Raw genomic sequence first — 26,938 nt, forward strand, 5'->3', positions numbered from 1 at the left:
TCTGGCTTACAATGGCGACTGTGGTTTAGGGGTCAAGCCGCTGGCCCCCTCTTCGGCCCATGCATTTACAGGGGGTATTTTGCTGGTCGGACTCGTGAAGCGGCAGCTTGCCGGTCAATACGCGTATGTATGGGCGATCGTTTTCCTTCAGCTGATCCAGGCGGCGGCAAACCTGCTGCTGCCCACCGTGAACGCCGCCATTATCGATGACGGGATTGTCGCAGGGGAGGCGGGGGTGGTCTCGCGCCTTGGCGTGCTCATGGCCGTCATTGCCGTGGTGCAGGCAGCGTCCGCCATTGCTGCCGGCTACCTTGGGGCGGTGGTGGCCATGAGGATCGGGCACCGCCTGCGGGCCGAGGTTTTCACCCGGATCCAGTCCCTGTCCTCCCAGGACGTGGCCCTGTTCGGAACACAGAGCCTGACCATCCGCGCCACCAACGATGTCCAGCAGATCCAGGCCTTCGCGGTGCTTGTCTTCACCATGCTCTTTGCCGGGCCCGCCATGGGCGTAGGCGGCATCGTCCTGGCCGTGCAGCAGGATGTTGCGCTGTCCCTGGTGGTGATCGTCATCGTGCCCCTGCTCCTGCTGATCATGTACCTGATTGTCAGGCGGCTGATTCCGCTCTACCGTGAGGGCCAGGACCTGCTGGACCGGTCCGGCGGGATTCTTCGCGAGCAGATCATCGGGGTGGATGTCATCCGCGCCTTTGTCCGCCAGGGCCATGAGGTCCGGCGGTTTGCGGAAACCAACGCCGGCCTCACCGCCAACAACCTGCAGTCCGCGCTCCTGGTGGCGGGGATGCTGCCCATCATCATGCTGGTGGTCAATACCAGCTCGGTTGCGGTGGTGTGGTTCGGCGGGCACCGGATCCAGGCAGGCCAGATGAACCTTGGGGCGCTCACGGCGTTCATCGCCTACATCATGCAGATACTGCTGGCGATCATGATGTCCATGTACGTGCTCATGACGGCGCCGCGGGCGGCAGTCTGCGCGGAACGCATCCAGGCGGTCCTTAACACCGAGCCGTCCGTCGGCGATCCGGGCAATCACACTGCGGCCAGTGACCGAGCGGCCAGCGACAAGGCAGCCAGTGACAAGGCAGCCGCGCCTCCGCCGCCCGGCGCCGTGCTGCCGGGGCGGCAGGCAACGCTGGCGTTCCACGATGTTGCCTTCTCTTATCCGGGAGCAGAAGCGCCCGTGCTCGCGGACATCAGTTTCACGGCAGCTCCCGGTACCACCACAGCAATCGTGGGCTCCACCGGAAGCGGCAAGACCACGCTGCTGAACCTGATCCCGCGTTTCCTGGACCCCACCCACGGCCGCATCACCCTTGCAGGCCACGACATCCGCCACCTGCCCCTGGACCAACTCCGCGCTGCCATGGCTATCGTGCCCCAGCACTCCCACCTTTTTACGGGAACCATCGCAGACAACCTGCGGATGGCGGACCCCGACGCCACGGACCAGGAACTGTGGGCTGTCCTGGAGGCTGCCCAGACCATGCGTTTCATGCGCGACCTCCCGCTTGGACTTGCCACCCCCGTCGGCCAGGGCGGCGCCAGCCTGTCGGGCGGCCAGCGGCAAAGGCTCTGCATCGCCAGGGCCCTCCTGCGCAAAGCGCCCCTCTACCTCTTTGACGACAGCTTCTCCGCGCTGGACTATGACACCGACACCAGGCTGCGGCGCGCACTTGACCAGGCGCTCGCCGCCGCAACGGTCATCATCGTGGCCGAGCGCATTTCCGCGGTCGAAGACGCGGATCTCATCCTGGTGCTCGACGACGGCCGGCTGGTTGCGCAGGGAACGCACAGGGAGCTGCTGGAAACGTCCGCCACCTACCGGGAAATCGCAGACTCCCAGCTCGCGCTGGACGGCACACTGTGACGGCGGTGGAGGAATCCGCGGAATCGGCGCACAGGTTCTGGCCGACCGCCCGCAGGCTCCTTGGCCTGCTGCGCCCGTTCCGGCTGCAGATGCTGGGGGCCGTGGCGGCAACGTGCGCCTTCGCAGGGGTCAACGTTGCCGCCCCCAAGTATCTGGGCGACGCCACGGACATGGTGGTGCAGGGCATCTTCCAGGGAAGCCTGGACCAGCGCCTCGGAGTCCTGCTGGCAGCCGTGGCCTTGATGTATGTTTTCGCTTCCCTCTTCAACTGGATCCAGGGCGCTCTGACGGCACGTGCGGTGCAGGGACTTATGTATGGCCTGCGAGCAGCGCTTGAGGACAAGCTGCACCGGCTCCCCTCCACGTATTTCCGGGAACGCTCCCGCGGGGATGTCCTGAGCCGGGCCACCAACGACATCGACAACATTGCCCAGGCCCTGAACCAGGTTCTGACCCAGCTCATCGTGTCCGTCCTGATGCTGTGCGGGTCGCTGGCCATGATGCTGTGGATCTCGCCGCTGCTCGCGGCCATTGCCATTGCCAGCGTCCCCGTTTCCACCTGGATCACCGTCCTGGTGGCCCGGCGGTCCCAGGAGCATTTCGCCAGGCAATGGAAGGAGACCGGCGAACTCAACGCGCACGTGGAGGAATTCATTAGCGGGCATGAAGTCATCAAGGCCTTTGGCCGGCAGGCGCAGGCCACGGAGGTCTTCAGCCGCAGCAACGGCCGCCTGGCCCGGGCGGCAGCCAAAGCCCAGTACTCAGCCGGTGTGGTCCAGCCGCTGATGGTGCTGATGTCCAACCTCAATTACATTGCTGTCGCAGTGGTGGGTGCGCTGCAGGTCATCGCAGGCGCCATGACCATCGGCGGCGTCCAGGCCTTCATCCAATTCAGCCGGCTGTTCACCCAGCCGGTGGGGCAAATCGGCGGCCTGCTCAACGTTATTCAGTCCTGCGCAGCCTCGGCGGCAAGGGTTTTCGTGCTCCTCGATGCCGGGGAAGACCTCCAGGAACCGGCCGGCGCAGCCGGGGGCGGGCGCTCCCGCCGCCGGCCGCATCGTCTTCCATGACGTCACCTTCAGCTATCCCGGTTCCGTTCCGGCGGTCAGCAACCTCACCTTCACGGTGGAACCGGGCCAGGCGGTGGCCATCGTGGGGCACACGGGCGCGGGCAAGAGCACCGTGGTGAACCTGCTGATGCGGTTCCTGGAACCTTCGTCCGGCAGGATCACCATGGGCGGAAGGGACATCGCGGAAATTCCCCGCGACCAGCTGCGGGGCAGGTTCGGCGTGGTGCTCCAGGATTCCTGGCTTTTTGCCGGGACCATCCGGGAAAACATCGCCTACGGGCTGCCAGGCGCTGCGGATGCGGCCATAGTTGCCGCCGCGGAGGCAACGCACGCGGACCGTTTCATCAGGTCCCTGCCGCGCGGCTACGACACAGTCCTGGAGAACGGCGGCGAGCAGCTTAGCCAGGGGCAGCGGCAGCTCATCACCATCGCCAGGGCGCAGCTCGCCGGGCGCAGTGTGCTGGTCCTGGATGAGGCCACAAGTTCGGTCGATTCCAGGACGGAGGTGCTCATCCGCCAGGCGATGCAGCGGCTGCGCCAGGGGCGGACCAGTTTCGTGATTGCCCACCGTTTGTCCACCATCCGGAACGCTGATCTAATTCTCGTCATGGACCATGGACGGATCGTCGAGCAGGGCACGCATGACAGCCTCCTTGCCGCCAACAGCTACTACGCCCGGCTGTACAACGCACAGTTCGCCGAACGCGACGGCCGTGCGGGCATCCTGGAGGGCGGCCTGTGAGCGCCGCAGGCGACTTCCCGGGATCCTGGCGCCCCAACCCGGCCAGCAGCGTGGCGCTGTTCGAGCAACTCCGGCTTCAGGTCATCCATCTGGCGGACAGCGGCGCGTTGGCGCCGGGCACCAGGCTGCCTGCCGTGCGGGCCCTGGCGGAGAAGCTCGACGTCGCCCCGCACACCGTGGCCCGGGCGTACAAGGAACTGGAGGCCGCCGGGATCGTCACCACCCGTGGCCGGAACGGTACGGTGGTTGCCGCGCGTGACGAGCGCCTGGGCGGCCTGTCCGCCGCAGCCGCCGCATACGCCGCCGTCGCCAAATCCCAAGGGGCCAGCTTTGCCGAGGCCGTGAAAATCCTGGCGGCCGCCTACGATGTTCCCTGACGGCGGAACCGCGAGTGTTCGAAAAAGTTTTCGATTAGCATAATGGGGTGCCTAAAGCCGTAGCTGAAGAAACCCCTGCCCCCTCCACGTCCTTCGCGGTCCCTGCCGCCGCCGCCCCGCAGCGCCCGGACCTCTCCCGCCTTGTGGTGAAGGGCGCGCGGGAGCACAACCTGCGCAACGTGGACCTCGACCTGCCGCGCGACGCCATGATCGTCTTCACCGGCCTCTCCGGATCCGGCAAGTCCTCGCTGGCGTTCGACACAATCTTTGCCGAAGGCCAGCGCCGCTACGTCGAATCGCTGTCCGCCTACGCACGCCAGTTCCTGGGCCAGGTGGACAAGCCCGACGTCGATTTCATCGAAGGGCTCTCCCCGGCTGTCTCCATCGACCAGAAATCCACCAGCAAGAACCCGCGGTCCACTGTAGGAACCATCACCGAGATCTACGACTACATGCGCCTGCTGTGGGCGCGCGTCGGCAGGCCGCACTGCCCCGTCTGTGGTGAACCCGTGTCAAAGCAGACGCCGCAGCAGATTGTGGACCAGCTCCTCGAACTCGACGAGGGAACCCGCTTCCAGGTCCTGGCGCCGGTGGTGCGTGGCCGCAAGGGCGAGTTCGTGGACCTCTTCAAGGAACTCACCTCAAAGGGCTACTCCCGGGCGCGGGTGGACGGCAACCTCGTCCAGCTCAACGATCCGCCCAAGCTGGGCAAGCAGTTCAAGCACACCATCGAAGTGGTGGTTGACCGCCTGGTGGTCAAGGAAGGCATCAGCCAGCGGCTCACCGACTCCATCGAGACCGCGCTGGGACTGGCCGAGGGCCGGGTCCTGGCGGAGTTCGTCGACGTGGACGCGGACGCCCCCGAAAGGATCCGGGCGTTCTCCGAGAACCTCGCCTGCCCCAACGAGCACCCCCTGGCCATCGACGAAATCGAGCCGCGCTCCTTCTCGTTCAACAACCCCTTCGGCGCCTGCGCCGCCTGCAGCGGCATCGGCACCCGCCTCGAGGTTGACGAGGAACTCATTGTTCCCAACCCGGAACTCTCCCTGTCGGAGGGAGCCATCGCGCCCTGGTCACTGGGTACTGCCACCACGGAGTACTGGAACCGGCTCCTCGAGGGCCTGGCCAAGGAGGTTGGCTTCTCCATGACCACGCCGTGGGAGAAGCTGGGCAAGGACGTGCGCCAGACCATCCTGCACGGCAAGGACCACAAGGTGGTGGTGCAGTACCGCAACCGCTTTGGCCGCGAACGCAAGTACAGCACCGGGTTTGAAGGCGCCATCCAGTACGTCCACCGCAAGCACGGCGAGACCGATTCCGACTGGGCCCGCGACCGCTACGAGGAGTACATGCGGCAGGTTCCCTGCCCCGCCTGCAACGGCGCGCGGCTCAACCCGGCATCCCTGTCGGTGCTGATCAACGGCAAGTCCATCGCCGAGGTTGCCGCCCTGCCCATGCGGGACTGCGCGGATTTTCTCAACAACCTGGTGCTGACCGGGCGCGAGGCGCAGATCGCCCACCAGGTCCTCAAGGAGATCCAGGCCCGCCTGACCTTCCTGCTGGACGTGGGGCTGGAATACCTCAACCTGGAGCGCCCCTCGGCCACCCTGTCCGGCGGCGAAGCGCAGCGCATCCGGCTCGCCACCCAGATCGGCTCCGGCCTGGTGGGCGTCCTCTACGTCCTGGATGAACCCTCCATTGGGCTGCACCAGCGGGACAACCGCAGGCTCATCGAAACCCTCACCCGGCTCCGCGACATGGGAAACACCCTGATCGTCGTGGAGCACGACGAGGACACCATCCACGTGGCCGACTGGATCGTGGACATCGGACCCGGCGCGGGCGAGCATGGCGGCCAGGTGGTCCACTCGGGGACCTACAAGGAGTTGCTGGACAACAAGGAGTCCCTGACCGGCGACTACCTGTCCGGCCGCAAGGCCATCGAGGTGCCCCGGAAGCGGCGCAAGTACGACAAGAAGCGCGAGATCAAGGTATTGGGCGCACGGGAGAACAACCTCCTGAACGTCGACGCAGCCTTCCCGCTGGGTCTTTTCACCGCGGTGACGGGCGTGAGTGGTTCGGGCAAGTCCACCCTGGTCAATGAAATCCTCTACAAGGTGCTGGCCAACAAGCTCAACGGCGCCAAGCAGGTGGCCGGACGGCACAAGACGGTCCAGGGCCTGGAGCACCTCGACAAGGTGGTCCATGTAGACCAAAGCCCCATCGGCCGCACGCCGCGGTCCAACCCGGCCACGTACACCGGTGTCTTCGACAACATCCGCAAGCTCTTCGCCGAAACCACCGAGGCCAAGGTCCGCGGCTACCTGCCCGGCCGTTTCTCGTTTAACGTCAAAGGCGGCCGCTGCGAGGCCTGCTCCGGCGACGGCACGCTGAAGATCGAGATGAACTTCCTGCCTGACGTGTACGTCCCCTGCGAGGTGTGCCACGGTGCGCGCTACAACCGGGAGACCCTGGAGGTGCACTACAAGGGCAAGACCATCGCCGACGTCCTCAACATGCCCATCGAAGAGGGCGCCGAGTTCTTCGCGGCCTTCTCGCCCATCGCACGGCACCTGAACACCCTGGTGGACGTGGGACTCGGGTATGTCCGCCTCGGACAGCCTGCCACCACCCTCTCCGGCGGTGAAGCGCAACGCGTCAAGCTCGCGGCGGAGCTGCAGAAACGCTCCAACGGCCGCAGCATCTACGTCCTGGACGAGCCCACCACTGGCCTGCACTTCGAGGACATCCGCAAGCTGCTGATGGTCCTGCAGGGGCTGGTGGACAAGGGGAACACGGTGATCACCATCGAGCACAACCTGGACGTCATCAAGAGTGCCGACTGGCTGGTTGACCTCGGGCCCGACGGCGGTTCGGGCGGCGGCCAGATTGTCGCGGCCGGAACGCCGGAGCAGGTGGCCAAGTCCGGCACCAGCCACACCGGGAAGTTCCTGGCCGAGATACTCGGCTGACCGGAGGAAATTCCACGGAAATATTCCTCACGGGGAATGCGAGTTTCAGGCACTCCTGCTGTCATGAGAAACTAACCCGGTGACTTCAACAACAGTGCCCGTGATCTTTGACCTGGACGGCACTCTTGTCGACCCGGCAGGTGGCATAACCGAGGGGATTGCCGCGGCCCTCCGCGGACTGGGGCTCCCGGTTCCCGGCCAGGACCTGCTCAACGCGATGATCGGCCCCAAGCTGAGCGATTCCCTGCTCAACGTGGCAAAGGTACCGGCGGACCGCCTGGAAGAGGTGGTCCGCCGGTACCGCGAACACTACGTGGCCACCGGAATCGCCCAAAGCCGGCTGTACCCGGGCATCCGCGGGATCCTTGAATCCTTCGCCGCAGCGGGCCGGCCTGTGGCAGTAGCCACCCAAAAGCCACAGCGTCTGGCGCATACTGTGCTGGCGCATCATGGCATCGACGGCCTCTTCCACGGAATCCACGGCTCCGGCGATGACGAAGCGGCAGTGGACGGTGTTCCCCTGGGCAAGACCCAGATCATCGCCGCCGCCCTGCGGGACCTGGACACGCAGCACGCCATTATGGTGGGGGACCGCGCCCAGGACGTGTCCGGGGCCATCGCCAACGGACTGGACTGCATCGGCGTCGCATGGGGGTTCGCTCCGGACGGGGAACTGGAGGAAGCCGGCTCCGTGGCTGTCGTCAGCACCGATGAGGAGCTGGTCGCGGTCATCGAGCGTCTGCAGGCCGTCCACGTCGCGGCAATGAGCGGGGTGAGCAACGATGGAAATGTTTGATGCCGTCCGCTGGACCACCCGCAACCTGATCTCCGGCACCTGCCGGCCCACCGTCGTCGGGCTGGACAATGTCCCCTCCGACGGCCCGTTTATCGTGGCTCCCAACCACCTGTCCTTCTTCGACAGCGTGATCGTCCAGGCATTGATGCCGCGGCCGGTCGCCTTCTTCGCCAAAGCCGAATACTTCACCACCGGCGGCGTCAAGGGCAAGGTCATGAAGGCGTTTTTCGAATCCGTGGGCTCCATTCCGGTGGAGCGCGGCGAACAGGCCGCAAGTGTCCAGGCGCTCAAGACACTGCTGGACATCCTGGAGTCAGGCCGCGGCATCGGCATCTACCCTGAGGGAACCCGTTCCCGGGACGGCATCCTCTACCGGGGACGCACCGGGGTCGGCTGGCTGGCGCTCACTACCGGGGCGCCGGTGATTCCCGTGGGCCTGATCGGCACCGAGAAGCTGCAGCGCGCCGGCGAGAAGGGGGTCAGGCCGCAGCACTTCACCATGAAGGTGGGGGAGCCGCTGTACTTCGACAAGACCGGCCCGGACCACTCCCTGCCTGCGCGCCGCGAGGTCACGGACCGCATCATGGACGCCATCGCCGAACTCAGCGGCCAGGAACGTTCGGCCAGTTACAACCAGAGCAAGACCCCGGAATAGCCGGCAAGCCGGCCAGGGACAGCCGGAACGGACCCCGTCCTGGCCGGCTGGCAGGGAGACCCGGCGCGACTCAGTAGACTTGATAGGTGGCAAATCCAGCAAGTTACCGGCCCAAAACCGGTGAAATCCCCACCAACCCGGGCGTATACCGGTTCCGTGATCCGCACGGCCGGGTCATCTATGTGGGCAAGGCGAAAAGCCTGCGGTCCAGGCTGAACTCGTATTTCGCCAACCCGGCCGGACTGCTGCCCAAGACCTATGCCATGGTGCACGCGGCCAGCAGCGTCGAGTGGACGGTCGTTGGCAGCGAACTCGAGTCGCTGCAGCTGGAATACACCTGGATCAAAGAATTCAAGCCCCGGTTCAATGTGGTGTTCCGGGACGACAAGACCTATCCCTACCTCGCCGTGACCATGAACGAAAAGTACCCCCGGGTACAGGTCATGCGGGGGGACAAGCGGAAGGGGACCCGCTACTTCGGCCCGTACACCGCCGGGGCCATCCGCGAGACCATGGACACCCTGCTCCGCGTCTTCCAGGTCCGGAGCTGCAGCGCCGGCGTCTTCAAGCGGGCGGAGGCCAGCGGGCGGCCGTGCCTGCTGGGATACATCGACAAGTGCTCCGCGCCCTGCGTGGGCCGGATCTCGCCGGAGGACCACAAGGCACTTGCCGAGGATTTCTGCGCCTTCATGGGAGGCGAGGCCAAGCGGTTCATCACCAAGCTGGAAAAGCAGATGGCCGACGCCGTGGCGAGGCTGGACTATGAGCACGCCGCCCGGCTCCGCGACGACATCACGGCCCTGCGCAAGGTCTTCGAACGGAACGCCGTGGTGCTGTCCGAGGACACGGATGCAGACGTCTTCGCCCTGCATGAGGATGAGCTGGAAGCCGCCGTCCAGGTGTTCCACGTCCGCGGCGGCAGGATCCGCGGCCAGCGCGGCTGGGTGGTGGAAAAGGTGGAGGACTTCACCACTCCGGACCTGGTGGAGCACCTGCTCCAGCAGGTCTACGGCGAGGACGGCGACACCCATGGCCGGCTGCCGCGCGAAGTCCTGGTGCCCGTGGCGCCCAGCAACGCGGAGGACCTTGCCAAATGGCTGGGCGGCATCCGTGGCGCCAAGGTGGACATCCGGGTGCCGCAGCGCGGAGACAAGGCGGCGCTGATGTCCACCGTCCGCGAGAATGCCGAGCACGCGCTGAAGCTGCACAAGACGCGGCGCGCCGGGGACCTCACCGTCAGGTCCCAGGCCCTCCAGGAACTCCAGGAGGCACTGGACCTGCCCGTGCCCCTGCTCCGGATCGAATGCTTCGACGTCTCCCATGTCCAGGGCACCAACGTGGTGGCATCCATGGTGGTGGTGGAGGACGGGCTGCCCAAGAAGTCGGACTACCGCAAGTTCTCCATTACCGGCCCCGCGGCCGCCGATGACACGGCGGCCATGCATGATGTCCTGACCCGGCGGTTCCGCCACTACCTGCAGGACAAGTCCGCGCAGGTGGACGAATCCGTCCTGGCATCCGACGGCCTGGAACGGGACGTGGACGCCGCCGTGCTGGACACCACCACTCCTGCACCCAAGGCCAGGTTCGCCTACCCGCCCAACCTGGTGGTGGTGGACGGCGGGCAGCCACAGGTGAACGCAGCGGCCCGCGCCCTGAAGGACCTGGGCATCGACGACGTCTACGTGGTGGGCCTGGCCAAGCGGCTGGAGGAGGTGTGGCTTCCGGACAGCGACTTTCCCGTCATCCTGCCCCGAACCTCCCAGGGGTTGTACCTGCTCCAGCGGATCCGTGACGAGGCGCACCGCTTCGCCATCACCTTCCACCGGCAAAAGCGCGGCAAGGCCATGACCGTGTCCGCGCTGGACGCTGTTCCGGGCCTGGGCGCCTCCAAGCGCAAGGCCCTGCTGGCCCACTTTGGATCGGTCAAGGGCGTGAAGGCCGCAACCGTGGAAGAGCTTTCGCAGGCAAAGGGGATTGGTCCGGCACTCGCCAGCGCCATCGTGAACCACTTCGCCGCTGACGGGCCCGAGGCCGTTGCCGTGCCCGCGATCAACATGACCACCGGCGAAATCATCGAGACTTAGCGGAGTTCCCGGAAATTTAGCTAGGGTAAAGGACGGGCAGTGCCATCACGGCTGCCGGTGGACAACGAGGAAACGGGGCAGGCTTCATGGCAGACACGACGGCGGGATCCGGAGCGGATCAGGACGGGCTGGAGCCCGTCAAACCGCTCGAAGCGGAACTGCTGGTGGTCACCGGAATGTCCGGCGCCGGGCGCAGCACCGCCGCGGACGCCCTGGAGGACCATGGCTGGTATGTCGTGGAGAACCTCCCGCCCCAGATGCTGGGCACGCTGGCGGAGCTTGTTTCGCACGCCCCGCAGTCCATCCCCCGGCTGGCAGTGGTGATCGACGTCCGCAGCAAGGGCCTTTTCGCGGACATCCGCGCAGCCCTGGGCGCACTCGCCGCGAGCGGTGTCACCTTCCGCGTCCTGTTCCTCGACGCCAGCGACAACGTCCTGGTCCGGCGGTTCGAACAGGGGCGGCGGCCCCATCCGCTGCAGGGCGGCGGACGCATCCTGGACGGCATCGCTGCCGAACGTGAGCTGCTGCAGGAACTGCGCGACAGCTCCGACGTCGTCCTCGACACCTCCAACTACAACGTCCACGGGCTGGCCACCGCCATCACCGAACTGTTCAGCGAAACCGGTCCGGTGGCGCTTCGGCTGAATGTCATGAGCTTTGGCTTCAAGTACGGCCTGCCGGTGGACGCCAACTATGTGGCCGATGTCAGGTTCATCCCCAACCCGCACTGGGTACCGCAGCTGCGCCCGCTGACGGGCCTGGACAAGGACGTCAGCGACTACGTGCTCGAGGCCGAAGGCGTCAAGAACTTCGTGGACCGGTATGTCCTGGCACTCGAACCCGTCCTGGAGGGCTACCGCAGGGAGAACAAGCACTACGCCACCATCGCCGTCGGCTGTACGGGCGGCAAGCACCGCTCCGTTGCGGTCGCCGTGGAACTTTCCAAGAAACTTGCGCAGTACCCCCGGGTCACGGTGACCACCGCGCACCGGGATCTGGGCCGCGAATAATGGCACTTTTCACCGGAGCACTGCCCCTGGTGCCGCCTGCCGCCGGCAAGGGCTCGGGCCAGCAGGACAAGGGCCCCAACGTGGTGGCCCTGGGCGGCGGCCACGGCCTTGCGGCCTCGCTGTCCGCGCTCCGCCTGCTCACCTCCGAACTCACTGCGGTGGTCACAGTGGCGGACGACGGCGGGTCGTCGGGGCGTCTGCGCGAGGAGTACGGTGTCCTTCCGCCGGGAGACCTCCGCATGGCGCTGTCTGCGCTCTGCGACGACACCGACTGGGGCCGTACCTGGCGCGATGTCATGCAGCACCGGTTCCGCGCCGCAAAGGGACCCGGCGGATCGCTGGACGAGCACGCCATGGGGAACCTGCTGATCGTCACGCTCTGGGAACTGCTGGGGGACACCGTCGCAGGGCTCAAATGGGCGGGTGCCCTGCTGGGCGCCCGCGGCCAGGTCCTGCCGATGTCCACCGTGCCACTCACCATTGAAGGTGATGTGCGCGTGACCGCACCTGACGGCTCAACCGCGCTGCAAACCATCCACGGCCAGGCCCGCTGTGCCGTGGCAGGCTCACTCGAGGAGGTCCGCCTCCTGCCGAAAGCGGCGCCGGCCTGCACGGACGCCCTGACGGCCATCGAACTGGCGGACTGGGTGGTCCTGGGTCCGGGCTCCTGGTACACGTCCGTCCTGCCGCACCTGCTCCTGCCGGAGATGCGCCAGGCCCTCTGCAGCACCCCCGCCAAACGCTGCCTGACCATGAACCTTGCCACGGACACCAAGGAAACCACGGGCATGACGGCGGCGGACCATCTCCACGTCCTGCGGCGCTACGCGCCGGAGTTCAGCGTGGACGTGGTCCTGGCCGATCCCACCTCCATACCGGACCGCCGGGAGTTCGAGAAGGCCGCCGGCATGATCGGCGCAGAGGTGGTCTTGGGTAAAGTAGGGGCGTCGGGACGCCGCCCTGTCCACGAGCCGCTGCGGCTGGCGACGGCGTACCAGGACATTTTTGGGAACAGTTAGGAAGGTGCCATGGCACTGACAGCATCAGTCAAGGAAGAACTGTCCCGTCTGGACATCAAGAAGTCATCAGTGCGCAAGGCTGAGGTTTCCGCCATGCTCCGGTTTGCCGGGGGACTGCACATCATCTCCGGCCGGATCGTCATCGAGGCGGAAGTGGACCTGGCCTCTACGGCGCGCAGGCTCCGTGCCGCCATCGCAGAGGTCTACGGACACCAAAGCGAAATCATCGTCGTTTCCGCCGGCGGACTCCGGCGCGCCAGCCGCTACGTCGTCCGCGTGGTCCGCGACGGCGAGGCGCTGGCACGCCAGACCGGCCTCCTGGACGGACGCGGACGCCCCGTGCGCGGGCTGCCGTCCGCCGTCGTGAACGGTTCCGCGGCGGACGCCGAGGCCGTCTGGCGCGGGGCCTTCCTGGCCCACGGCTCCCTCACGGAACCCGGCCGGTCATCATCGCTGGAGGTCACCTGCCCGGGACCCGAATCCGCCCTGGCCCTGGTGGGCGCGGCCCGCCGCCTGGACATCCAGGCCAAGGCCAGGGAAGTCAGGGGAGTGGACCGGGTGGTGATCCGCGACGGTGACACCATCGCCGCACTCCTGACCCGCATGGGAGCCCACGACGCCCTGATGGTCTGGGAGGAGCGCCGCATGCGCAAGGAGGTCAGGGCAACCGCAAACCGGCTCGCCAACTTCGACGACGCCAACCTGCGCCGTTCCGCACAGGCAGCGGTGGCGGCAGGGGCAAGGGTGGACCGGGCACTGGAAATCCTCGGCGACGATGTTCCGGACCACCTGAAGTACGCAGGCGAACTGCGGGTGGCGCACAAGCAGGCCAGCCTGGACGAGCTGGGCCGCCTGGCCGACCCCGTCATGACCAAGGATGCTATTGCCGGCAGGATCCGCCGGCTGCTGGCCATGGCGGACAAGCGCGCCCTTGACCTGGGCATTCCCGGAACGGACGCCAATGTGACGCCCGAAATGCTGGACGAGTAACCGCCCCATAGAATCAAAAATAATTCCGGGCACCAGCTGCCCGGATGCACAATCCGAGAGTTACCAACCGGGCCTGACGGGTCCACGATATTGGAGGATTTTGTGACCGAGTACGTATTGCCGGAACTCAGCTACGACTACGCCGCCCTCGAACCGCACATTTCCGCGCGGATCATGGAACTGCACCACAGCAAGCACCACGCCGCCTACGTGGCAGGCGCCAACAACGCCCTCGCCCAGCTGGCCGAGGCGCGCGAAAAGGGCGACTTCGCCAACATCAACCGGCTTTCCAAGGACCTCGCGTTCCACACTGGCGGCCACATCAACCACTCCGTGTTCTGGAAGAACCTCTCCCCGGACGGCGGCGACAAGCCCGAGGGTGAGCTGGCTGCCGCGATCGATGACGCCTTCGGCTCCTTCGATGCCTTCCGTGCACAGTTCTCCGCTGCTGCCCTGGGCCTCCAGGGATCGGGCTGGGGCTTCCTCGCCTACGAGCCCATCGGCGGAAACCTCGTCATCGAGCAGCTGTACGACCAGCAGGGCAACACGGCACTGGGAACCACCCCGCTGCTGATGCTGGACATGTGGGAGCACGCCTTCTACCTGGACTACGTCAACGTGAAGGCCGACTACGTCAAGGCCTTCTGGAACATCGTCAACTGGGCGGACGTTGCCAAGCGTTTCGAGGCAGCACGCACCAACGCCACGGGACTCATCACCCTCCCGTAGTGGGGGGCACCATACCCTGCTGTAACAAACTTCACATTCGGACTTAAACCACCCGCAATGTGGACCGTCCGCCCCCGCACTTGCGGGGGCGGACCCAGTTAAACGTAAGATAGGTCACGGAAGGCGGTTAGCCTTCAGCAATGAGGCTGGTCGCCCTCCGTTTGTAAATCATCTCTGCCCAATGGCGTGCGGGATCTGTTAGTTGGCTTGATAGCCCGCTCAACTAGTTGTGCTTCTGAAAGCACCAAGGAGACTGAAAAAGTGACGACCCGTATTGGTATCAACGGCTTTGGCCGTATTGGCCGCAACTACTTCCGCGCAGCCCTGGCACAGGGCGCCGACCTGGAGATCGTTGCAGTCAACGACCTCACCAGCCCCGAAGCCCTGGCCCACCTGTTCAAGTACGACTCCGTGGGCGGCCGCCTGAAGGAAACCATTGAGGTCAAGGACGGCAACATCGTCGTCAACGGCAACGTCGTCAAGGTACTGGCTGAGCGCGACCCCGCCAACCTCCCCTGGGGCGAACTGGGCGTGGACATCGTCATCGAGTCCACCGGCTTCTTCACCAAGGCCGCCGATGCCCGGAAGCACATCGATGCCGGCGCCAAGAAGGTCCTGATCTCCGCTCCCGCCTCGGACGAGGACATCACCATCGTGATGGGCGTGAACCACAACCTGTACGACAACGCCACGCACCACATCATCTCCAACGCCTCCTGCACCACCAACTGCCTCGGCCCGCTGGCCAAGGTGGTCAACGACGAATTCGGCATCGAACGCGGCCTGATGACCACCGTCCACGCCTACACCGCAGACCAGAACCTGCAGGACGGCCCGCACAAGGACCTGCGCCGCGCCCGCGCTGCCGCCATCAACATGGTCCCCACTTCCACCGGCGCCGCCAAGGCCATCGGCCTGGTCCTGCCTGAGCTGAAGGGCAAGCTGGACGGCTACGCCATCCGCGTTCCCGTGCCCACCGGCTCGGCCACCGACCTCACCGTCACCGTCTCCCGCGAGACCACCGTGGAGGAAGTCAACGCAGCCCTCAAGCGCGCCGCAGAATCCGAGGAACTGCAGGGCTTCCTGACCTACACGGACGAGCCCATCGTGTCCTCCGACATCGTCGGCGACCCCGCATCCTCCATCTTCGACTCCGGCCTGACCAAGGTCATCGGCAACCAGGTCAAGGTTGTTTCCTGGTATGACAACGAATGGGGCTACTCCAACCGCCTCGTAGACCTTACGGAGCTTGTCGCATCCAAGCTGGGCTAGGGTTAGACACATGACATCTCACACCCTCAACGAACTGATCGCTGAAGGTGTCCGCGGGCGGTACATTCTGGTTCGAAGTGACCTGAATGTGCCGCTCGACGGCTCTACAGTCACTGATGATGGCCGTATCAAGGCCTCCCTGCCAGTGCTGCAAAAGCTCACGGACGCCGGTGCCCGCGTGCTGGTAACAGCCCACCTCGGACGCCCCAAGGGCGCCCCGGAAGACAAGTACTCCCTCCGCCCCGCAGTGGACCGCCTCGCCGAACTGGCAGGCTTCAAGGTCACCCTTGCAGCCGACACCGTCGGCGATGCCGCCAAGGCAGCCGCCGCGTCACTGCAGGACGGTGAAGCGCTGGTCCTCGAGAACGTCCGCTTCGACGCCCGCGAAACCAGCAAGGACGACGCTGAACGCGGAGCCTTCGCGGATGAGCTCGTGGCGCTCACCGGCGGCAACGGCGCCTACGTGGATGACGCCTTCGGCGCCGTCCACCGCAAGCATGCCAGTGTCTATGACGTCGCCACCCGGCTTCCGTCATACCAGGGCGACCTGGTGCACACCGAAGTGGAAGTCCTCCGAAAGCTGACCACCGACACCCAGCGCCCCTATGTGGTGGTGCTCGGCGGCTCCAAGGTCTCGGACAAGCTCGCGGTCATCGACAACCTGATCGGCAAGGCTGACACCATCCTGGTGGGCGGCGGCATGCTCTTCACGTTCCTGGCGGCAGCAGGCCACAAGGTTGGCTCCAGCCTCCTTGAGGAGGACCAGATCACCGTCGTCAAGGACTACCTGAAGCGCGCGGCCGATGCCGGCACGGAATTCGTTGTCCCCAGGGACGTTGTGGTGGCAGAGAAGTTCGCCGCCGGCGCCAGGCACGAGACCGTGGCAGCCGACGCCATTGAAGGCAGCAGCTTCGGCGCCCAGGGCATCGGCCTGGACATTGGGCCGGATACAGCGGCTGCCTTCTCCGAACGGATCAAGGGCGCGCGGACAGTCTTTTGGAACGGCCCCATGGGTGTCTTCGAATTCGAGGCATTCTCGGCCGGCACCCGTGCAATCGCCCAGGCCCTCACCGAAACCGGCGGGTTCACCGTGGTGGGCGGAGGGGACTCCGCTGCCGCTGTGCGCACGCTGGGTTTCAGTGATGACCAGTTCGGACACATTTCCACTGGCGGCGGCGCCAGCCTGGAATACCTTGAAGGCAAGGAACTCCCCGGCCTCAGCGTCCTGGACCGGTAGGGCCAGGCCGGTAGAACCACCGCTGCTTTCCCAGCAGTAAACGGACTTCGCAGTCCTCCGGCCGGCAGGTTGCCCGCGGCAGCCTGCCGGCCGCACACATATCAAGAACTTTTTGGAGATTACGTGACTACGTCAACGAACGGCGCTTTCGACCGCAAGCCCTTCATCGCGGGCAACTGGAAAATGAACATGGACCACGTCCAGGGCATCACGCTCCTGCAGAAGCTGGCCTGGATCCTCTCCGACGCCAAGCACGACTACAGCCGCGTCGAGGTGGCCGTCTTCCCGCCGTTCACGGACCTCCGCGGTGTCCAGACCCTGGTCCAGGGCGACGACCTGCAGGTCGCCTACGGCGGCCAGGACCTGTCCCAGTTCGACTCAGGAGCCTACACCGGCGACATTTCCGGGCAGTTCCTGAACAAGCTCGGCTGCAAGTACGTCCTGGTGGGCCACAGCGAACGCCGCACCATCCACAACGAATCCGATGACGTCCTCAACGCCAAGGTCAAGGCCGCCTTCAGGCACGGGGTCACCCCGGTCCTCTGCGTCGGCGAAGGCCTTGAGATCCGCCAGGCCGGAACCCACGTCGACCACACGCTGCAGCAGCTCCGTGCCGGAGTGTCCGGCCTGACGGCCGAACAGGCCGCCGAACTGGTGGTGGCCTACGAGCCCGTCTGGGCCATCGGCACCGGTGAAGTGGCAGGACCGGAGGACGCACAGGAAATGTGCGCCGCCATCCGCGCCGAGCTGGAATCGCTGTTCGGTGCCGGGACAGCCGACAAGACCCGCCTTCTCTACGGCGGTTCGGTAAAGGCCAACAACGCGGCAGCGATCCTGCAGGAACGCGACGTGGACGGCCTGCTGGTGGGAGGCGCAAGCCTCGACCCCGCCGAGTTTGCTAATATTGTCAGGTTCGAGAGCCACCTGGTCGCGGACTAGTCCCCAGCCAGCGAAAACTCCCGCAATCCCAACTTCTGAAAGGCCGTCGTGGACGTTCTTCATGTCATTCTGCAGATCCTCCTGGGCATCACCAGCCTCCTGCTGACTCTGCTGATCCTCCTGCACAAGGGACGCGGCGGCGGGTTGTCCGACATGTTCGGCGGCGGCATGAGCTCGGGCCTCAGCTCTTCAGGCGTGGCAGAACGGAACCTCAACCGCTTCACCATCATCCTGGGCGTGACGTGGGGCGTGGTGATCATCGCCCTTGGCCTGATCATGCGGTTCAGCGGGACCGGGGATTCCTGACCCCTGCTGTACAAGGTCCTTTAGGCCCTGCCGCCCGGTAGGCCTGCCAATTAGACTGTGGCTGTCGGTTCACCCGGCGGCCACAGTCTTGTTTAAGCTGCAGGTCCCCGGCGTCCGCTTCGAGGCAGGAGTCGTAATGGTCCATCCGTCATCAGGCTTCCGGGGCACCCGCGCCGGGGTTACTGCAGGGTCCGGGTCGAGCCTGCAGTCCAACGACTCGTCCCCGCGCCCTCTTCCCCGTATCCGGGTGTCCTATTGGTGTGCCAGGGGGCATGAGACGCAGCCCGTGTTCCTGAAGATGCCCGAGGACCAGATTCCCGCGACGTGGGACTGCAGGCGTTGTGGCGGACCCGCCACCAGGGACGGACGGGCCGCGGCTGCTGACGACCCTTTCGACGACGGCTACAAGAGCCATCTGGAATACGTTAAAGAACGGCGCTCCGCCCAGGACGCCGAAGACGTCCTGGCCGGAGCGCTGGAAAAGCTACGCGCCCGCGGCGTCCTTCCGGACCAACTGCTGCGGGACACGTGAGGCTGCATTCTCGTCAATCAACCACAGGGTACGGGACGTTCCACGGGGGCCGGACGCCGGTACCTGCACAGGGTTGGCCCCGGCCAGGGCCAGCCCCACAGCTCCTGCCTTGTCCTCACCGGCCACAACCATCCAAACCTCCGCCGCCGTATTGATGGCGGGAAGGGTCAGCGAGATCCGCAGCGGCGGCGGCTTGGGGGAGTTCCTGACACCCACCACCGTGCGCTCCTTTTCGCGGATGCCGGCCTGTTCCGGAAACAGCGATGCGATGTGTGCGTCGGGCCCCACGCCGAGCAGCACCACGTCCAGCCGGGGGAGCGAGGACGGCTCCTCCGGCCGGTCGTCGGACATGTCGGCCGCGTGTTCGTCTGCTGCGGCTTCCCGCAGCTGGCGGGCGTAGTCCTCGGCGGCTTCCTCCGGAGTGCCGAACTCATCCGAAGAACCAGGGGAGTGCACCCGGTCCGGATCGACGGGGATGTGGGACAGCAGTGCGTCGAACGCCTGCCTGGTATTCCGCTCAGGATCGGCAGACCCGACGAATCGTTCGTCGCCCCACCAGAAGTTGACCTTGGACCAGTCGACGGCGGGCGCTGCCGGTGAGTCCGCAACCGCCTTCAGCGTGCCGATCCCCACGGTTCCCCCGGTGAGCACCACGGTGGCTTCGCCGTACTTGTCCTGCACGTCAACGAGCTTGGTGATCAGGCGGGCCGCGATGGCGGCCATGAGGACGGACGAATCTGGATGGATGCTTACTCGTGGGTCAACGCTCACTGGGTCGGACGCTCCTTAGATTGGTACGTGGCAGTCCCATAGTAATCACTTCCCCGAAGACTTCGTCCGGGTCGAGGCGGCGGAGTTCTTCGGCGAGGCAGTCGCGGAGGCTGCGGCGTGGGAGGGAGATCCGTTGGGCGGGTTGGCCGGGTTGGGTGAGTTCGGCGACGGAAAGTCCGGGGCGGAACAGCTGGACGTCGCCGCCGGGGCGGCTGAGGCGGACGCGGCGGATGCCGGTCCCTGCCGGGTCCGCGACGATGGTCACGGGTGCGTCCAGGGTCAGGGTGAGCCAGGCTGCCAGCAGGATGGTGGAGGGTGAGTCCGAGGCGCCTTCGACCGCGACGGCCGTGACCGGTGAGGAGTCCACTTCGTCCAGGGCTGCCGCGAGCTGGATCCGCCAGTTGGTCAGCCGGGTCCAGGCGAGGTCGGTGTCGCCGGCCTTGTAGGTGCGGTGGATCCGTTCCAGTGCGGCCTGGGGGTCGGGTTCGTTCGCGGAGTCGGTGATCCTGCGGTGCGCGATCGCGCCGATGGAGGTCTCGCACGCGTTCGCGGGGGCGCCGTGCGGCCACCAGGCCACGATCGGGGCGTCCGGGAGCAGCAGCGCGGCCACCAGGGACTCGGACTCGTGGGCCAGTTGGCCGTAGCCGCGCAGCACGATCACTTCCGAGGCGCCGGCGTCCCCGCCCACCCGGATCTGCGCGTCGAGCCGGTCCTCGGCGTCCTTCCCGGCGTCGGCGAGGACGATGATCCGGCAGGGGTGTTCCCGGCTGGCGTCGTTCGCGGCCTCGATCGCTTCTTCCTCGAGCCCGGACTTGGTCACGACCACCAGGGTCAGGACCCGGCCCAGCGCGATCACGCCGCCCTGCTCGCGCAGGGCCATGAGTTTCTTGGACACCTTCGAGGTGGTGGTGTCGGGCAGGTTAACGATCATGGCCTTCTCCAGGTTCGTCCGTCACGGGCCAGCAGCTCATCGGCCGAGGCGGGGCCCCAGGAACCGGGGGCGTAGGGTTCGGGCTGCTCACTCAGGGACGCCCAGTATTCCTCGAACGGGTCAAGGATCTTCCAGGACAGCTCCACTTCCTCATGCCGCGGGAACAGCGGCGGCTCACCCAGAAGCACGTCCAGGATCAGCCGCTCGTACGCCTCCGGAGAGGACTCCGTGAACGAGTGCCCGTAGCCGAAGTCCATGGTCACGTCGCGGACTTCCATTTGCGTGCCCGGGACCTTGGAACCGAACCGGATGGTCACGCCCTCATCGGGCTGGACCCGGATCACCACGGCGTTCTGCCCGAAGTCATCCTCCCCGTGGTCACGGAACAACAGGTTCGGGGCGCGCTTGAAGACCACCGCGATTTCGGTCACGCGCCGGCCCAGGCGCTTGCCGGCCCGCAGGTAGAACGGCACTCCGGACCAGCGGCGGGTGTGGATGTCCACCCGGACAGCGGCGTAGGTTTCGGTGGTGGAATCGGCGGGGATGCCTTCTTCCTCCAGGTAGCCCTGGACCTGCTCGCCGCCCTGCCAGCCGCCGGTGAACTGCCCGCGGGCCGAGTGCGTGGACAGGTCCTCCGGTAGCTTGACCGCGGCGAGGACTTTTTCCTTCTCTGCCCGCAGGTCATCGGCGTTGAAGGAGATCGGCTCCTCCATAGCCGTCAAAGCGAGCAGCTGCAGCAGGTGGTTCTGGATCACGTCGCGGGCCGCGCCCACGCCGTCGTAATATCCTGCCCGGCCGCCGGTGCCGATGTCCTCGGCCATGGTGATCTGGACATGGTCCACGTAGTTGGCGTTCCACAACGGCTCGAACAACTGGTTCGCGAAACGCAGCGCCAGGATGTTCTGCACCGTTTCCTTGCCCAGGTAATGGTCAATCCGGAACACCGCGTCCGGCGGGAACACCGATTCGACGATGTCGTTCAACTGCCTGGCCGACTGCAGGTCGTGACCGAACGGCTTTTCGATCACCACGCGCCGCCATTTGTCCCCCTCGGCCTGCGCCAGACCGTGCTTGGAGAGCTGCCGGCAGACCTGCTCGAACGCCTTGGGCGGGATCGACAAGTAGAACGCGTGGTTCCCCCTGGTGCCCCGGACGTCGTCGAGTTCCTTGATGGTCTCACCAAGGCGCTCAAAGGCCGCGTCGTCGTCGAACTCGCCCTGGACAAACCGGATGCCCTCGGACAACTGGTTCCACACGGCCTCATCGAACGGCGTCCGCGCATGCGCCTGCACCGAGGCCTTCACCTCGGCGGCGAAATCTTCCTTGTCCCACTCCCGGCGGGCAAAACCCACCAGCGCGAAACTCGGCGGCAACAGCCCACGGTTGGCAAGGTCATACACCGCAGGCATGAGCTTCTTCCGGGCCAAATCACCCGTGACCCCAAAGAGCACCAACGACGACGGACCGGCAATCCGGTTCAAACGGCGGTCACGCGGATCGCGCAACGGATTACGCCCGCGGCCCGCGCCCTTCCTGCCGTATTCAGTTTCTGGCATGGTTGCTTCTGCGCCTTAGCTTTCGGTAGCGGATGCGCGGGTGGACAGGGCAGCGACGATGTCCTGCAGCTGCGCCACGCCGGCGGCACGGTCGGTGAGGTGGAGGCGGAGCACGGGACGTCCGTGCCCACCCAGGACCTGGGCGTCGCCTGCTGCCTGTGCGGCGATGAGTTCGCCAAAGCTGAAGGGCCGGTCCGGGATCCCCAGATCCTCGGCGGGGGTAGCGGTGACCTGAAGGAACACGCCAATGGCGGGACCGCCCTTGTGGAACTGGCCGGTGGAGTGCAGGAAGCGCGGACCCCAGCCGAACGTCACCGGACGGCCGGTCGCGGCGGCAAGTTCGTCCCGGATACCCTCCAGCCCGGCGAACGCCAGCCGGTCGAAGTACGCCTGTACGCTCAGGTAGCTGTCCGCGGCCAGGGTGCCCAGCAGGGCCTTGACGGCGCCCTCCGCCGTGGCGGCGTTTCCGAGCCAGTCCCCGCCGCGCACCTCAATGGCGCCGTCGACGAATGCCGCAGGCGTGGGCTCCGGCTGGGCGTCCAGCAGCCCACGCGCTGCCACCTTGGCGGCCTCAACGTCGGGCTGGTCGAAGGGGTTGATCCCCAGCAGGCGCCCGGCAACGGCGGTGGCGAACTCCCACACCATCATCTGGGTGGCAAGGCCGCCGGCAATGGCCACCTGGTTGTCACCGGGTTCGACGTCGGCATCCGCGGCGACGAGCCGCACCACCAGGACGTCGGGGGCACCGGAGGTTACCTCCGGGGCCTGCGGCCCCGCGACGACCGGCAGGATCCCGGTTCCCAGCTTGCCCGTGGACTCGGCGATGAGCTGCTCAGCCCAGTCCGCGAAGCCAACGATGCCGGAGCCGTCCTCGGCGATGACGACCTTGTTCCGCAGCGGGCTGGTTCCGCCCAGCGCGGCGCCCAGTGCCAACCCGATGTTTTCAGGGGCGTCGTCGTTGAGGATCTCGGCAGCTTCCTCGGCTTCGTCCAGGAATGCCTGGATGTCCACGCCGGCCAGGCCGGAAGGAACCAGGCCGAACGCTGTCAGCGCGGAGTAGCGGCCGCCCACGTTGGGGTCGGCGTTGAAGACGGCGCGGTAGCCGGCTTCACGGGAGGCCTTGTCCAGCGGCGATCCCGGGTCCGTCACGATGATGATCCGGCTCTTGGCGTCCACGCCGGCCTCGGTGAAGGCCTGCTCGAAAATCCGGCGCTGCGAGTCGGTCTCCAGGGTGGAGCCGGACTTGGACGAGACCACGATTGCGGTCTGGCCCAGCCGGTCCGCCAGGGCAGCCCGGACCTGGTCCGGGTCCGTGCTGTCCAGCACTGTCAGCTCGACGCCGGCGGTGCCAGCGATGACCTCAGGGGCCAGCGAGGATCCGCCCATGCCGCAGAGCACGATCCTGCTCACTCCCTCCGCGCGCAGGGCGTCGCGGAGTTCCAGGATGTCCTTGACCAAAGGCTGTGAGACTGTTGCCGCCTCCACCCACCCAAGGCGGATTGCCGACTCCGATTCGGCGTCGGGACCCCACAGGGTGTGGTCCTTGGCGAAGATCCGCGTGGCGACCCGGTCCTCCACCAGGGCGGGAAGGTGCTGTTCAAGCGCGTGCTGGGCAGCGCCGGTGGCGTCGAAGCTGAGAGTGCTCATAGGTGTTAGGAAGCCTTCCGTGCAGAGGCCAGGGCACCTTCGACGTCGGCCAGCAGTTCCTTCCAGCTGGCCACGAACTTGTCCAGGCCTTCGGTTTCAAGGAGTGCCACGACGTCGTTGTAGGAGACCCCGAGCTTTTCAAGGGCGTCGAGGGTTGCGTTTGCTTCGGCGTAGGAGCCGGTGATGGTGTCACCGGTAACCACGCCGTGGTCGAAGGTGGCATCCAGCGTCTTTTCCGGCATGGTGTTCACCACGCCGCGGGCCACGAGTTCGGTGACGTAGAGGGTGTCCGGGTAAGCAGGATCCTTCACACCGGTGGAAGCCCACAGGGGGCGCTGGGGGAGAGCCCCGGCGTCGGCCAGCAGCGCCCACCGTTCGGTGGCGAAGAGCTCTTCGTAGACCTGGTAGGCCAGGCGGGCGTTGGCCACGCCGGCCTTGCCCTTGAGGGCTTTTGCCTCGTCGGTGCCGATCTTGTCGAGGCGCTTGTCGATTTCCGTGTCCACGCGGGAGACGAAGAACGAGGCAACGGAGTGGATCTTCGAAAGGTCGTGGCCGTTCTCTTTGGCCTGTTCCAGGCCGGACTGGAATGCATTGATGACCGCGCGGTACCGCTCCAGCGAGAAGATAAGGGTCACGTTGACGCTGATGCCCTCGGCCAGTGTTGCCGTGATGGCTTCAAGGCCCTCGATGGTTGCCGGGATCTTGATCAGGACGTTGTCCTTGTTGACTCGCTGCGAGAGGTGCTTGGCCTCGGCGATGGTCCCTGCGGTGTCCCAGGCAAGGCGCGGGTCGACTTCGATGGAGACGCGTCCGTCAACGCCCTTGGTGGCAGCAGCCACGGGTGCAAACAGGTCGCAGGCATCAGCAACGTCGGTGGTGGTGATCTCGAAGATCGTGTCCTCCACGCTGGCGCCTTCTGCGGCCTTGCCGGCAATGATGTGGTCGTAGTCCGTGCCGGACGTGATGGCTGCGTGGAAGATGGACGGGTTGGTGGTCACGCCGACCACGTTCTTCTCTTCAATGAGCTTGCGGAGGGTGCCGGTCTGCAGGCGTCCCCGGGAAAGGTCGTCGAGCCAGATGGAGACTCCGGCGTCGGAGAGCTGCTGGGTGGGAGTAGTCATTTCTTGTATCTCCTAAAAGATGAGGGTTTCAGGCCTGGAGGCTGGAGATGGAGTCCTTGGCTGCGGCAGCCACTGCTTCTGCCGTGATGCCGAACTCCTGGAAGAGGCGCTTGTAGTCCGCGGAAGCGCCGTAGTGCTCAAGGCTCACGGAACGGCCGGCGTCGCCGACGAATTCCCGCCAGCCCAGGGCCAGTCCTGCTTCCACCGAAACGCGTGCCTTGACGGCGGCGGGCAGGACGGATTCGCGGTAGGCGGCGTCCTGCTTCTTGAACCACTCGACACACGGCATGGAGACAACCCGGGCTGCGATGCCTTCGGCCTGGAGGGCTTCGCGGGCCTGGACGGCCAACTGGACCTCGGAGCCGGTGCCGATCAGGATCACGTCTGCCGGAACCGTGGCGCCGTCCTTCGAGGCCTCGGCCAGGACGTAGCCGCCCTTTGCAACACCTGCGGTGGAAGCGAACGTGTCGCCGTCGGCGTCGCCCGCGCCACGTTCCCAAGTGGGGATGTTCTGGCGGGTCAGGACGATGCCGGCAGGGTTGCTGTGGTTTTCGAGCATGGTCTTCCACGCAGCTGCCACTTCGTTGGCGTCGCCGGGGCGGACCACGTCCAGGCCAACGATGGCACGCAGCGAGGCGAGCTGTTCCACCGGCTGGTGGGTGGGGCCGTCTTCGCCCAGGCCGATGGAGTCGTGGGTCCAGACGTACAGCGACGGAACACCCATGAGCGCGCCGAGCCGGATGGCGGGGCGCTGGTAGTCGCTGAAGATCAGGAAGGTGCCGGAGAAGGCGCGGGTGTTGCCCGCCAGGCTGATGCCGTTCACGATCGAGGCAGCAGCGTGCTCGCGGATGCCGAAGTGCAGCACGCGGCCGTAGGGGTTTCCGGACCAGGCACCGGTCTGCTTGGAGGCAGGCACGAAGGACGGCGAGCCCTCGATGGTGGTGTTGTTGGACTCGGCGAGGTCGGCGGAGCCGCCCCAGAGTTCGGGCAGTACCGGGCCCAGCGCGTTCAGTACCTTGCCCGATGCTGCGCGGGTGGAAACGTCCTTGCCTGCCGGGAAGACCGGAAGGGCAGCGTCCACGCCTTCGGGAAGTTCCCTTGCCTCGATGCGCTGCAGCAGAGCCGCGCCTTCAGGGTTGGCTGCCTGCCAGGCATTGAAGGACTCTTCCCATTCCTTGCGGGCGGCGGCGCCACGGTCCATTACGGAGCGGGCGTGGGCCAGGACTTCCTGGTCCACATCGAAGGACTTGGACGGGTCGAAGCCCAGGACTTCCTTCAGCGCTGCGACTTCCTCGGCGCCGAGGGCGGAGCCGTGGATCTTGCCGGTGTTCTGCTTCTTGGGCGCCGGGTAGCCGATGATGGTGCGCAGGGAGATGATGGAGGGCTTGGAGGTCTCAGCCTTCGCTGCGAGCAGGGCCGAGTACAGCTCCTGCACATCTTCCTTGTATTCGCCCGTCTTGGTCCAGTCCACCCGCTGGGTGTGCCAGCCGTAGGCTTCATAGCGCTTCAGGACATCTTCGGTGAAGGCGATGTCCGTATCGTCTTCGATGGAGATGTGGTTCTCGTCGTAGATGACCACGAGATTGCCGAGTTCCTGGTGGCCGGCGAGCGAGGAAGCCTCGGCCGTGACGCCTTCCTGGAGGTCGCCGTCGGACGCAATGACCCAGATGGTGTGGTCGAACGGCGATTCGCCGGCGGGGGCATCAGCATCGAACAGGCCGCGCTGGCGGCGCTGGGAGTAGGCGAAGCCAACCGAGGAGGCCAGGCCCTGGCCCAGCGGTCCGGTAGTGATCTCCACGCCGGCGGTGTGCTTGTACTCCGGGTGTCCCGGGGTCAGCGAACCCCATGTGCGAAGCGCCTCCAGGTCCTTCAGTTCCAGGCCGTAGCCGGAGAGGAACAGCTGGATGTAAAGGGTCAGCGAGGTGTGGCCGGGGGACAGGACGAACCGGTCGCGGCCCAGCCACTGCGGATCGCGCGGGTCATGGCGCATCAGCTTCTGGAAAAGAAGGTAAGCGGCGGGGGCCAGGCTCATGGCGGTTCCGGGGTGGCCGTTGCCCACCTTCTCTACGGCATCGGCGGCCAGGACGCGGATGGTGTCCACGGCGCGCTGGTCCAAGCTGGTCCATGACAGTTCTTGCTCTTCCAAATGTGGCACGAAAACCGGGCCCCTCTCTGTGCTGATGGCGGCTGTACACCGGTTCCGTTTAAGGGCGCACTGCGTGGCGCCTGCTGCGGTGTGTACCAGCCGTTCACCATCGAAACGTTGATCCTTGCATTCAGTCACGGACAGCAGC

At 66.0% G+C, this 26,938-nt stretch carries 21 protein-coding genes and 1 pseudogene; 16 read left to right on the plus strand and 6 right to left on the minus strand.

The window, feature by feature from the left end; all coding sequences use genetic code 11:
- Window positions 1-79 precede the first annotated feature (79 nt).
- The 16 genes and pseudogenes from ACEN9K_RS11305 (at window position 80) to ACEN9K_RS11380 (ending at window position 18,618) form a co-directional block, all read left to right on the plus strand.
- The gene (locus ACEN9K_RS11305; protein ID WP_495634430.1) at window positions 80-1,885 is read left to right on the plus strand and encodes an ABC transporter ATP-binding protein; all 1,806 of its coding nucleotides are present in this window, start codon (window positions 80-82) and stop codon (window positions 1,883-1,885) included.
- A pseudogene (locus ACEN9K_RS11310) lies at window positions 1,882-3,697 on the plus strand (ABC transporter ATP-binding protein). Before ACEN9K_RS11305 ends, ACEN9K_RS11310 begins: the two are co-directional and overlap by 4 nt.
- A complete protein-coding gene (locus tag ACEN9K_RS11315) occupies window positions 3,694-4,074 on the plus strand; it encodes a GntR family transcriptional regulator (RefSeq protein ID WP_018771987.1) in 381 nt (126 codons plus the stop codon). Before ACEN9K_RS11310 ends, ACEN9K_RS11315 begins: the two are co-directional and overlap by 4 nt.
- Before the next feature lie 47 nt (window positions 4,075-4,121).
- Complete coding sequence (gene uvrA, locus ACEN9K_RS11320) at window positions 4,122-7,046, plus strand: excinuclease ABC subunit UvrA (protein WP_495634431.1); 2,925 nt, start codon at window positions 4,122-4,124, stop codon at window positions 7,044-7,046.
- A 79-nt stretch (window positions 7,047-7,125) separates the two neighbouring features.
- Entirely contained in the window at window positions 7,126-7,842 is a 717-nt protein-coding gene (locus ACEN9K_RS11325; RefSeq protein ID WP_026266193.1) for an HAD hydrolase-like protein, read from the plus strand.
- Window positions 7,829-8,497 (plus strand): lysophospholipid acyltransferase family protein, encoded by a 669-nt coding sequence (locus ACEN9K_RS11330; protein WP_026266192.1) that lies wholly within the window; start codon window positions 7,829-7,831, stop codon window positions 8,495-8,497. The genes ACEN9K_RS11325 and ACEN9K_RS11330 overlap by 14 nt, the downstream gene beginning before the upstream one ends.
- An 86-nt stretch (window positions 8,498-8,583) precedes the next feature.
- Window positions 8,584-10,584, plus strand: coding sequence for an excinuclease ABC subunit UvrC (uvrC, locus tag ACEN9K_RS11335; protein WP_495634432.1), 2,001 nt, complete (start codon window positions 8,584-8,586; stop codon window positions 10,582-10,584).
- A gap of 86 nt (window positions 10,585-10,670) precedes the next feature.
- Window positions 10,671-11,594 (plus strand): RNase adapter RapZ, encoded by a 924-nt coding sequence (gene rapZ / locus ACEN9K_RS11340; RefSeq protein ID WP_018771982.1) that lies wholly within the window; start codon window positions 10,671-10,673, stop codon window positions 11,592-11,594.
- Window positions 11,594-12,613: a gluconeogenesis factor YvcK family protein gene (locus ACEN9K_RS11345; protein ID WP_018771981.1), complete on the plus strand. Its 1,020-nt coding sequence runs from the start codon at window positions 11,594-11,596 to the stop codon at window positions 12,611-12,613. The genes rapZ and ACEN9K_RS11345 overlap by 1 nt, the downstream gene beginning before the upstream one ends.
- 9 nt (window positions 12,614-12,622) lie before the next feature.
- The gene (gene whiA / locus ACEN9K_RS11350) at window positions 12,623-13,603 is read left to right on the plus strand and encodes a DNA-binding protein WhiA (RefSeq protein ID WP_015937022.1); all 981 of its coding nucleotides are present in this window, start codon (window positions 12,623-12,625) and stop codon (window positions 13,601-13,603) included.
- Between the two features lie 102 nt (window positions 13,604-13,705).
- A complete protein-coding gene (locus ACEN9K_RS11355; RefSeq protein ID WP_018771980.1) occupies window positions 13,706-14,332 on the plus strand; it encodes a superoxide dismutase in 627 nt (208 codons plus the stop codon).
- 261 nt (window positions 14,333-14,593) lie between these two features.
- Window positions 14,594-15,604, plus strand: a complete 1,011-nt coding sequence (gene gap, locus ACEN9K_RS11360) for a type I glyceraldehyde-3-phosphate dehydrogenase (protein WP_018771979.1) — start codon at window positions 14,594-14,596, stop codon at window positions 15,602-15,604.
- A gap of 10 nt (window positions 15,605-15,614) precedes the next feature.
- Window positions 15,615-16,841 carry a phosphoglycerate kinase gene (locus ACEN9K_RS11365; protein ID WP_495634433.1) on the plus strand — a complete coding sequence of 409 codons (1,227 nt, stop codon included), beginning with the start codon at window positions 15,615-15,617 and terminating at the stop codon, window positions 16,839-16,841.
- Window positions 16,842-16,964: 123 nt separating this feature from the next.
- Window positions 16,965-17,780 (plus strand): triose-phosphate isomerase, encoded by an 816-nt coding sequence (gene tpiA, locus ACEN9K_RS11370; RefSeq protein WP_495634434.1) that lies wholly within the window; start codon window positions 16,965-16,967, stop codon window positions 17,778-17,780.
- A gap of 48 nt (window positions 17,781-17,828) precedes the next feature.
- Complete coding sequence (secG, locus tag ACEN9K_RS11375; RefSeq protein WP_018771976.1) at window positions 17,829-18,086, plus strand: preprotein translocase subunit SecG; 258 nt, start codon at window positions 17,829-17,831, stop codon at window positions 18,084-18,086.
- 136 nt (window positions 18,087-18,222) lie between these two features.
- Window positions 18,223-18,618 (plus strand): RNA polymerase-binding protein RbpA, encoded by a 396-nt coding sequence (locus tag ACEN9K_RS11380; RefSeq protein WP_026266190.1) that lies wholly within the window; start codon window positions 18,223-18,225, stop codon window positions 18,616-18,618.
- Here ACEN9K_RS11380 and pgl read toward each other — a convergent pair.
- From pgl to tkt, 6 genes are read right to left on the minus strand one after another with little or no spacing between them, the layout of a single operon-like run.
- Entirely contained in the window at window positions 18,571-19,341 is a 771-nt protein-coding gene (gene pgl / locus ACEN9K_RS11385; RefSeq protein ID WP_263422505.1) for a 6-phosphogluconolactonase, read from the minus strand. The two genes, ACEN9K_RS11380 and pgl, sit on opposite strands and share 48 nt — an antisense overlap.
- Window positions 19,342-19,378: 37 nt before the next feature.
- Window positions 19,379-20,320, minus strand: coding sequence for a glucose-6-phosphate dehydrogenase assembly protein OpcA (locus tag ACEN9K_RS11390; RefSeq protein WP_134165361.1), 942 nt, complete (start codon window positions 20,318-20,320; stop codon window positions 19,379-19,381).
- Entirely contained in the window at window positions 20,317-21,876 is a 1,560-nt protein-coding gene (zwf, locus tag ACEN9K_RS11395) for a glucose-6-phosphate dehydrogenase (RefSeq protein ID WP_134165360.1), read from the minus strand. The genes ACEN9K_RS11390 and zwf overlap by 4 nt, the downstream gene beginning before the upstream one ends.
- 15 nt (window positions 21,877-21,891) lie before the next feature.
- Window positions 21,892-23,523: a phosphoglucose isomerase-related protein gene (locus ACEN9K_RS11400; RefSeq protein WP_018772120.1), complete on the minus strand. Its 1,632-nt coding sequence runs from the start codon at window positions 23,521-23,523 to the stop codon at window positions 21,892-21,894.
- Window positions 23,524-23,528: 5 nt separating this feature from the next.
- Entirely contained in the window at window positions 23,529-24,644 is a 1,116-nt protein-coding gene (gene tal / locus ACEN9K_RS11405) for a transaldolase (protein WP_495634435.1), read from the minus strand.
- Between the two features lie 28 nt (window positions 24,645-24,672).
- Window positions 24,673-26,790, minus strand: a complete 2,118-nt coding sequence (gene tkt / locus ACEN9K_RS11410) for a transketolase (RefSeq protein ID WP_495634436.1) — start codon at window positions 26,788-26,790, stop codon at window positions 24,673-24,675.
- Window positions 26,791-26,938: the final 148 nt, after the last annotated feature.

It is taken from the genome of Pseudarthrobacter sp. Pseusp20, assembly GCF_059492155.1.

Coding starts and splice junctions, on each gene's coding strand:
- whiA (WP_015937022.1), top strand. CDS start 12,623: ATGGCACTGACAGCATCAGTCAAGGAAGAACTGTCCCGTCTGGACATC.
- ACEN9K_RS11390 (WP_134165361.1), bottom strand. CDS start 20,320: ATGATCGTTAACCTGCCCGACACCACCACCTCGAAGGTGTCCAAGAAA.
- ACEN9K_RS11330 (WP_026266192.1), top strand. CDS start 7,829: ATGGAAATGTTTGATGCCGTCCGCTGGACCACCCGCAACCTGATCTCC.
- ACEN9K_RS11380 (WP_026266190.1), top strand. CDS start 18,223: ATGGTCCATCCGTCATCAGGCTTCCGGGGCACCCGCGCCGGGGTTACT.
- ACEN9K_RS11345 (WP_018771981.1), top strand. CDS start 11,594: ATGGCACTTTTCACCGGAGCACTGCCCCTGGTGCCGCCTGCCGCCGGC.
- ACEN9K_RS11365 (WP_495634433.1), top strand. CDS start 15,615: ATGACATCTCACACCCTCAACGAACTGATCGCTGAAGGTGTCCGCGGG.
- tal (WP_495634435.1), bottom strand. CDS start 24,644: ATGACTACTCCCACCCAGCAGCTCTCCGACGCCGGAGTCTCCATCTGG.
- ACEN9K_RS11400 (WP_018772120.1), bottom strand. CDS start 23,523: ATGAGCACTCTCAGCTTCGACGCCACCGGCGCTGCCCAGCACGCGCTT.
- rapZ (WP_018771982.1), top strand. CDS start 10,671: ATGGCAGACACGACGGCGGGATCCGGAGCGGATCAGGACGGGCTGGAG.
- pgl (WP_263422505.1), bottom strand. CDS start 19,341: ATGGCCGCCATCGCGGCCCGCCTGATCACCAAGCTCGTTGACGTGCAG.
- zwf (WP_134165360.1), bottom strand. CDS start 21,876: ATGCCAGAAACTGAATACGGCAGGAAGGGCGCGGGCCGCGGGCGTAAT.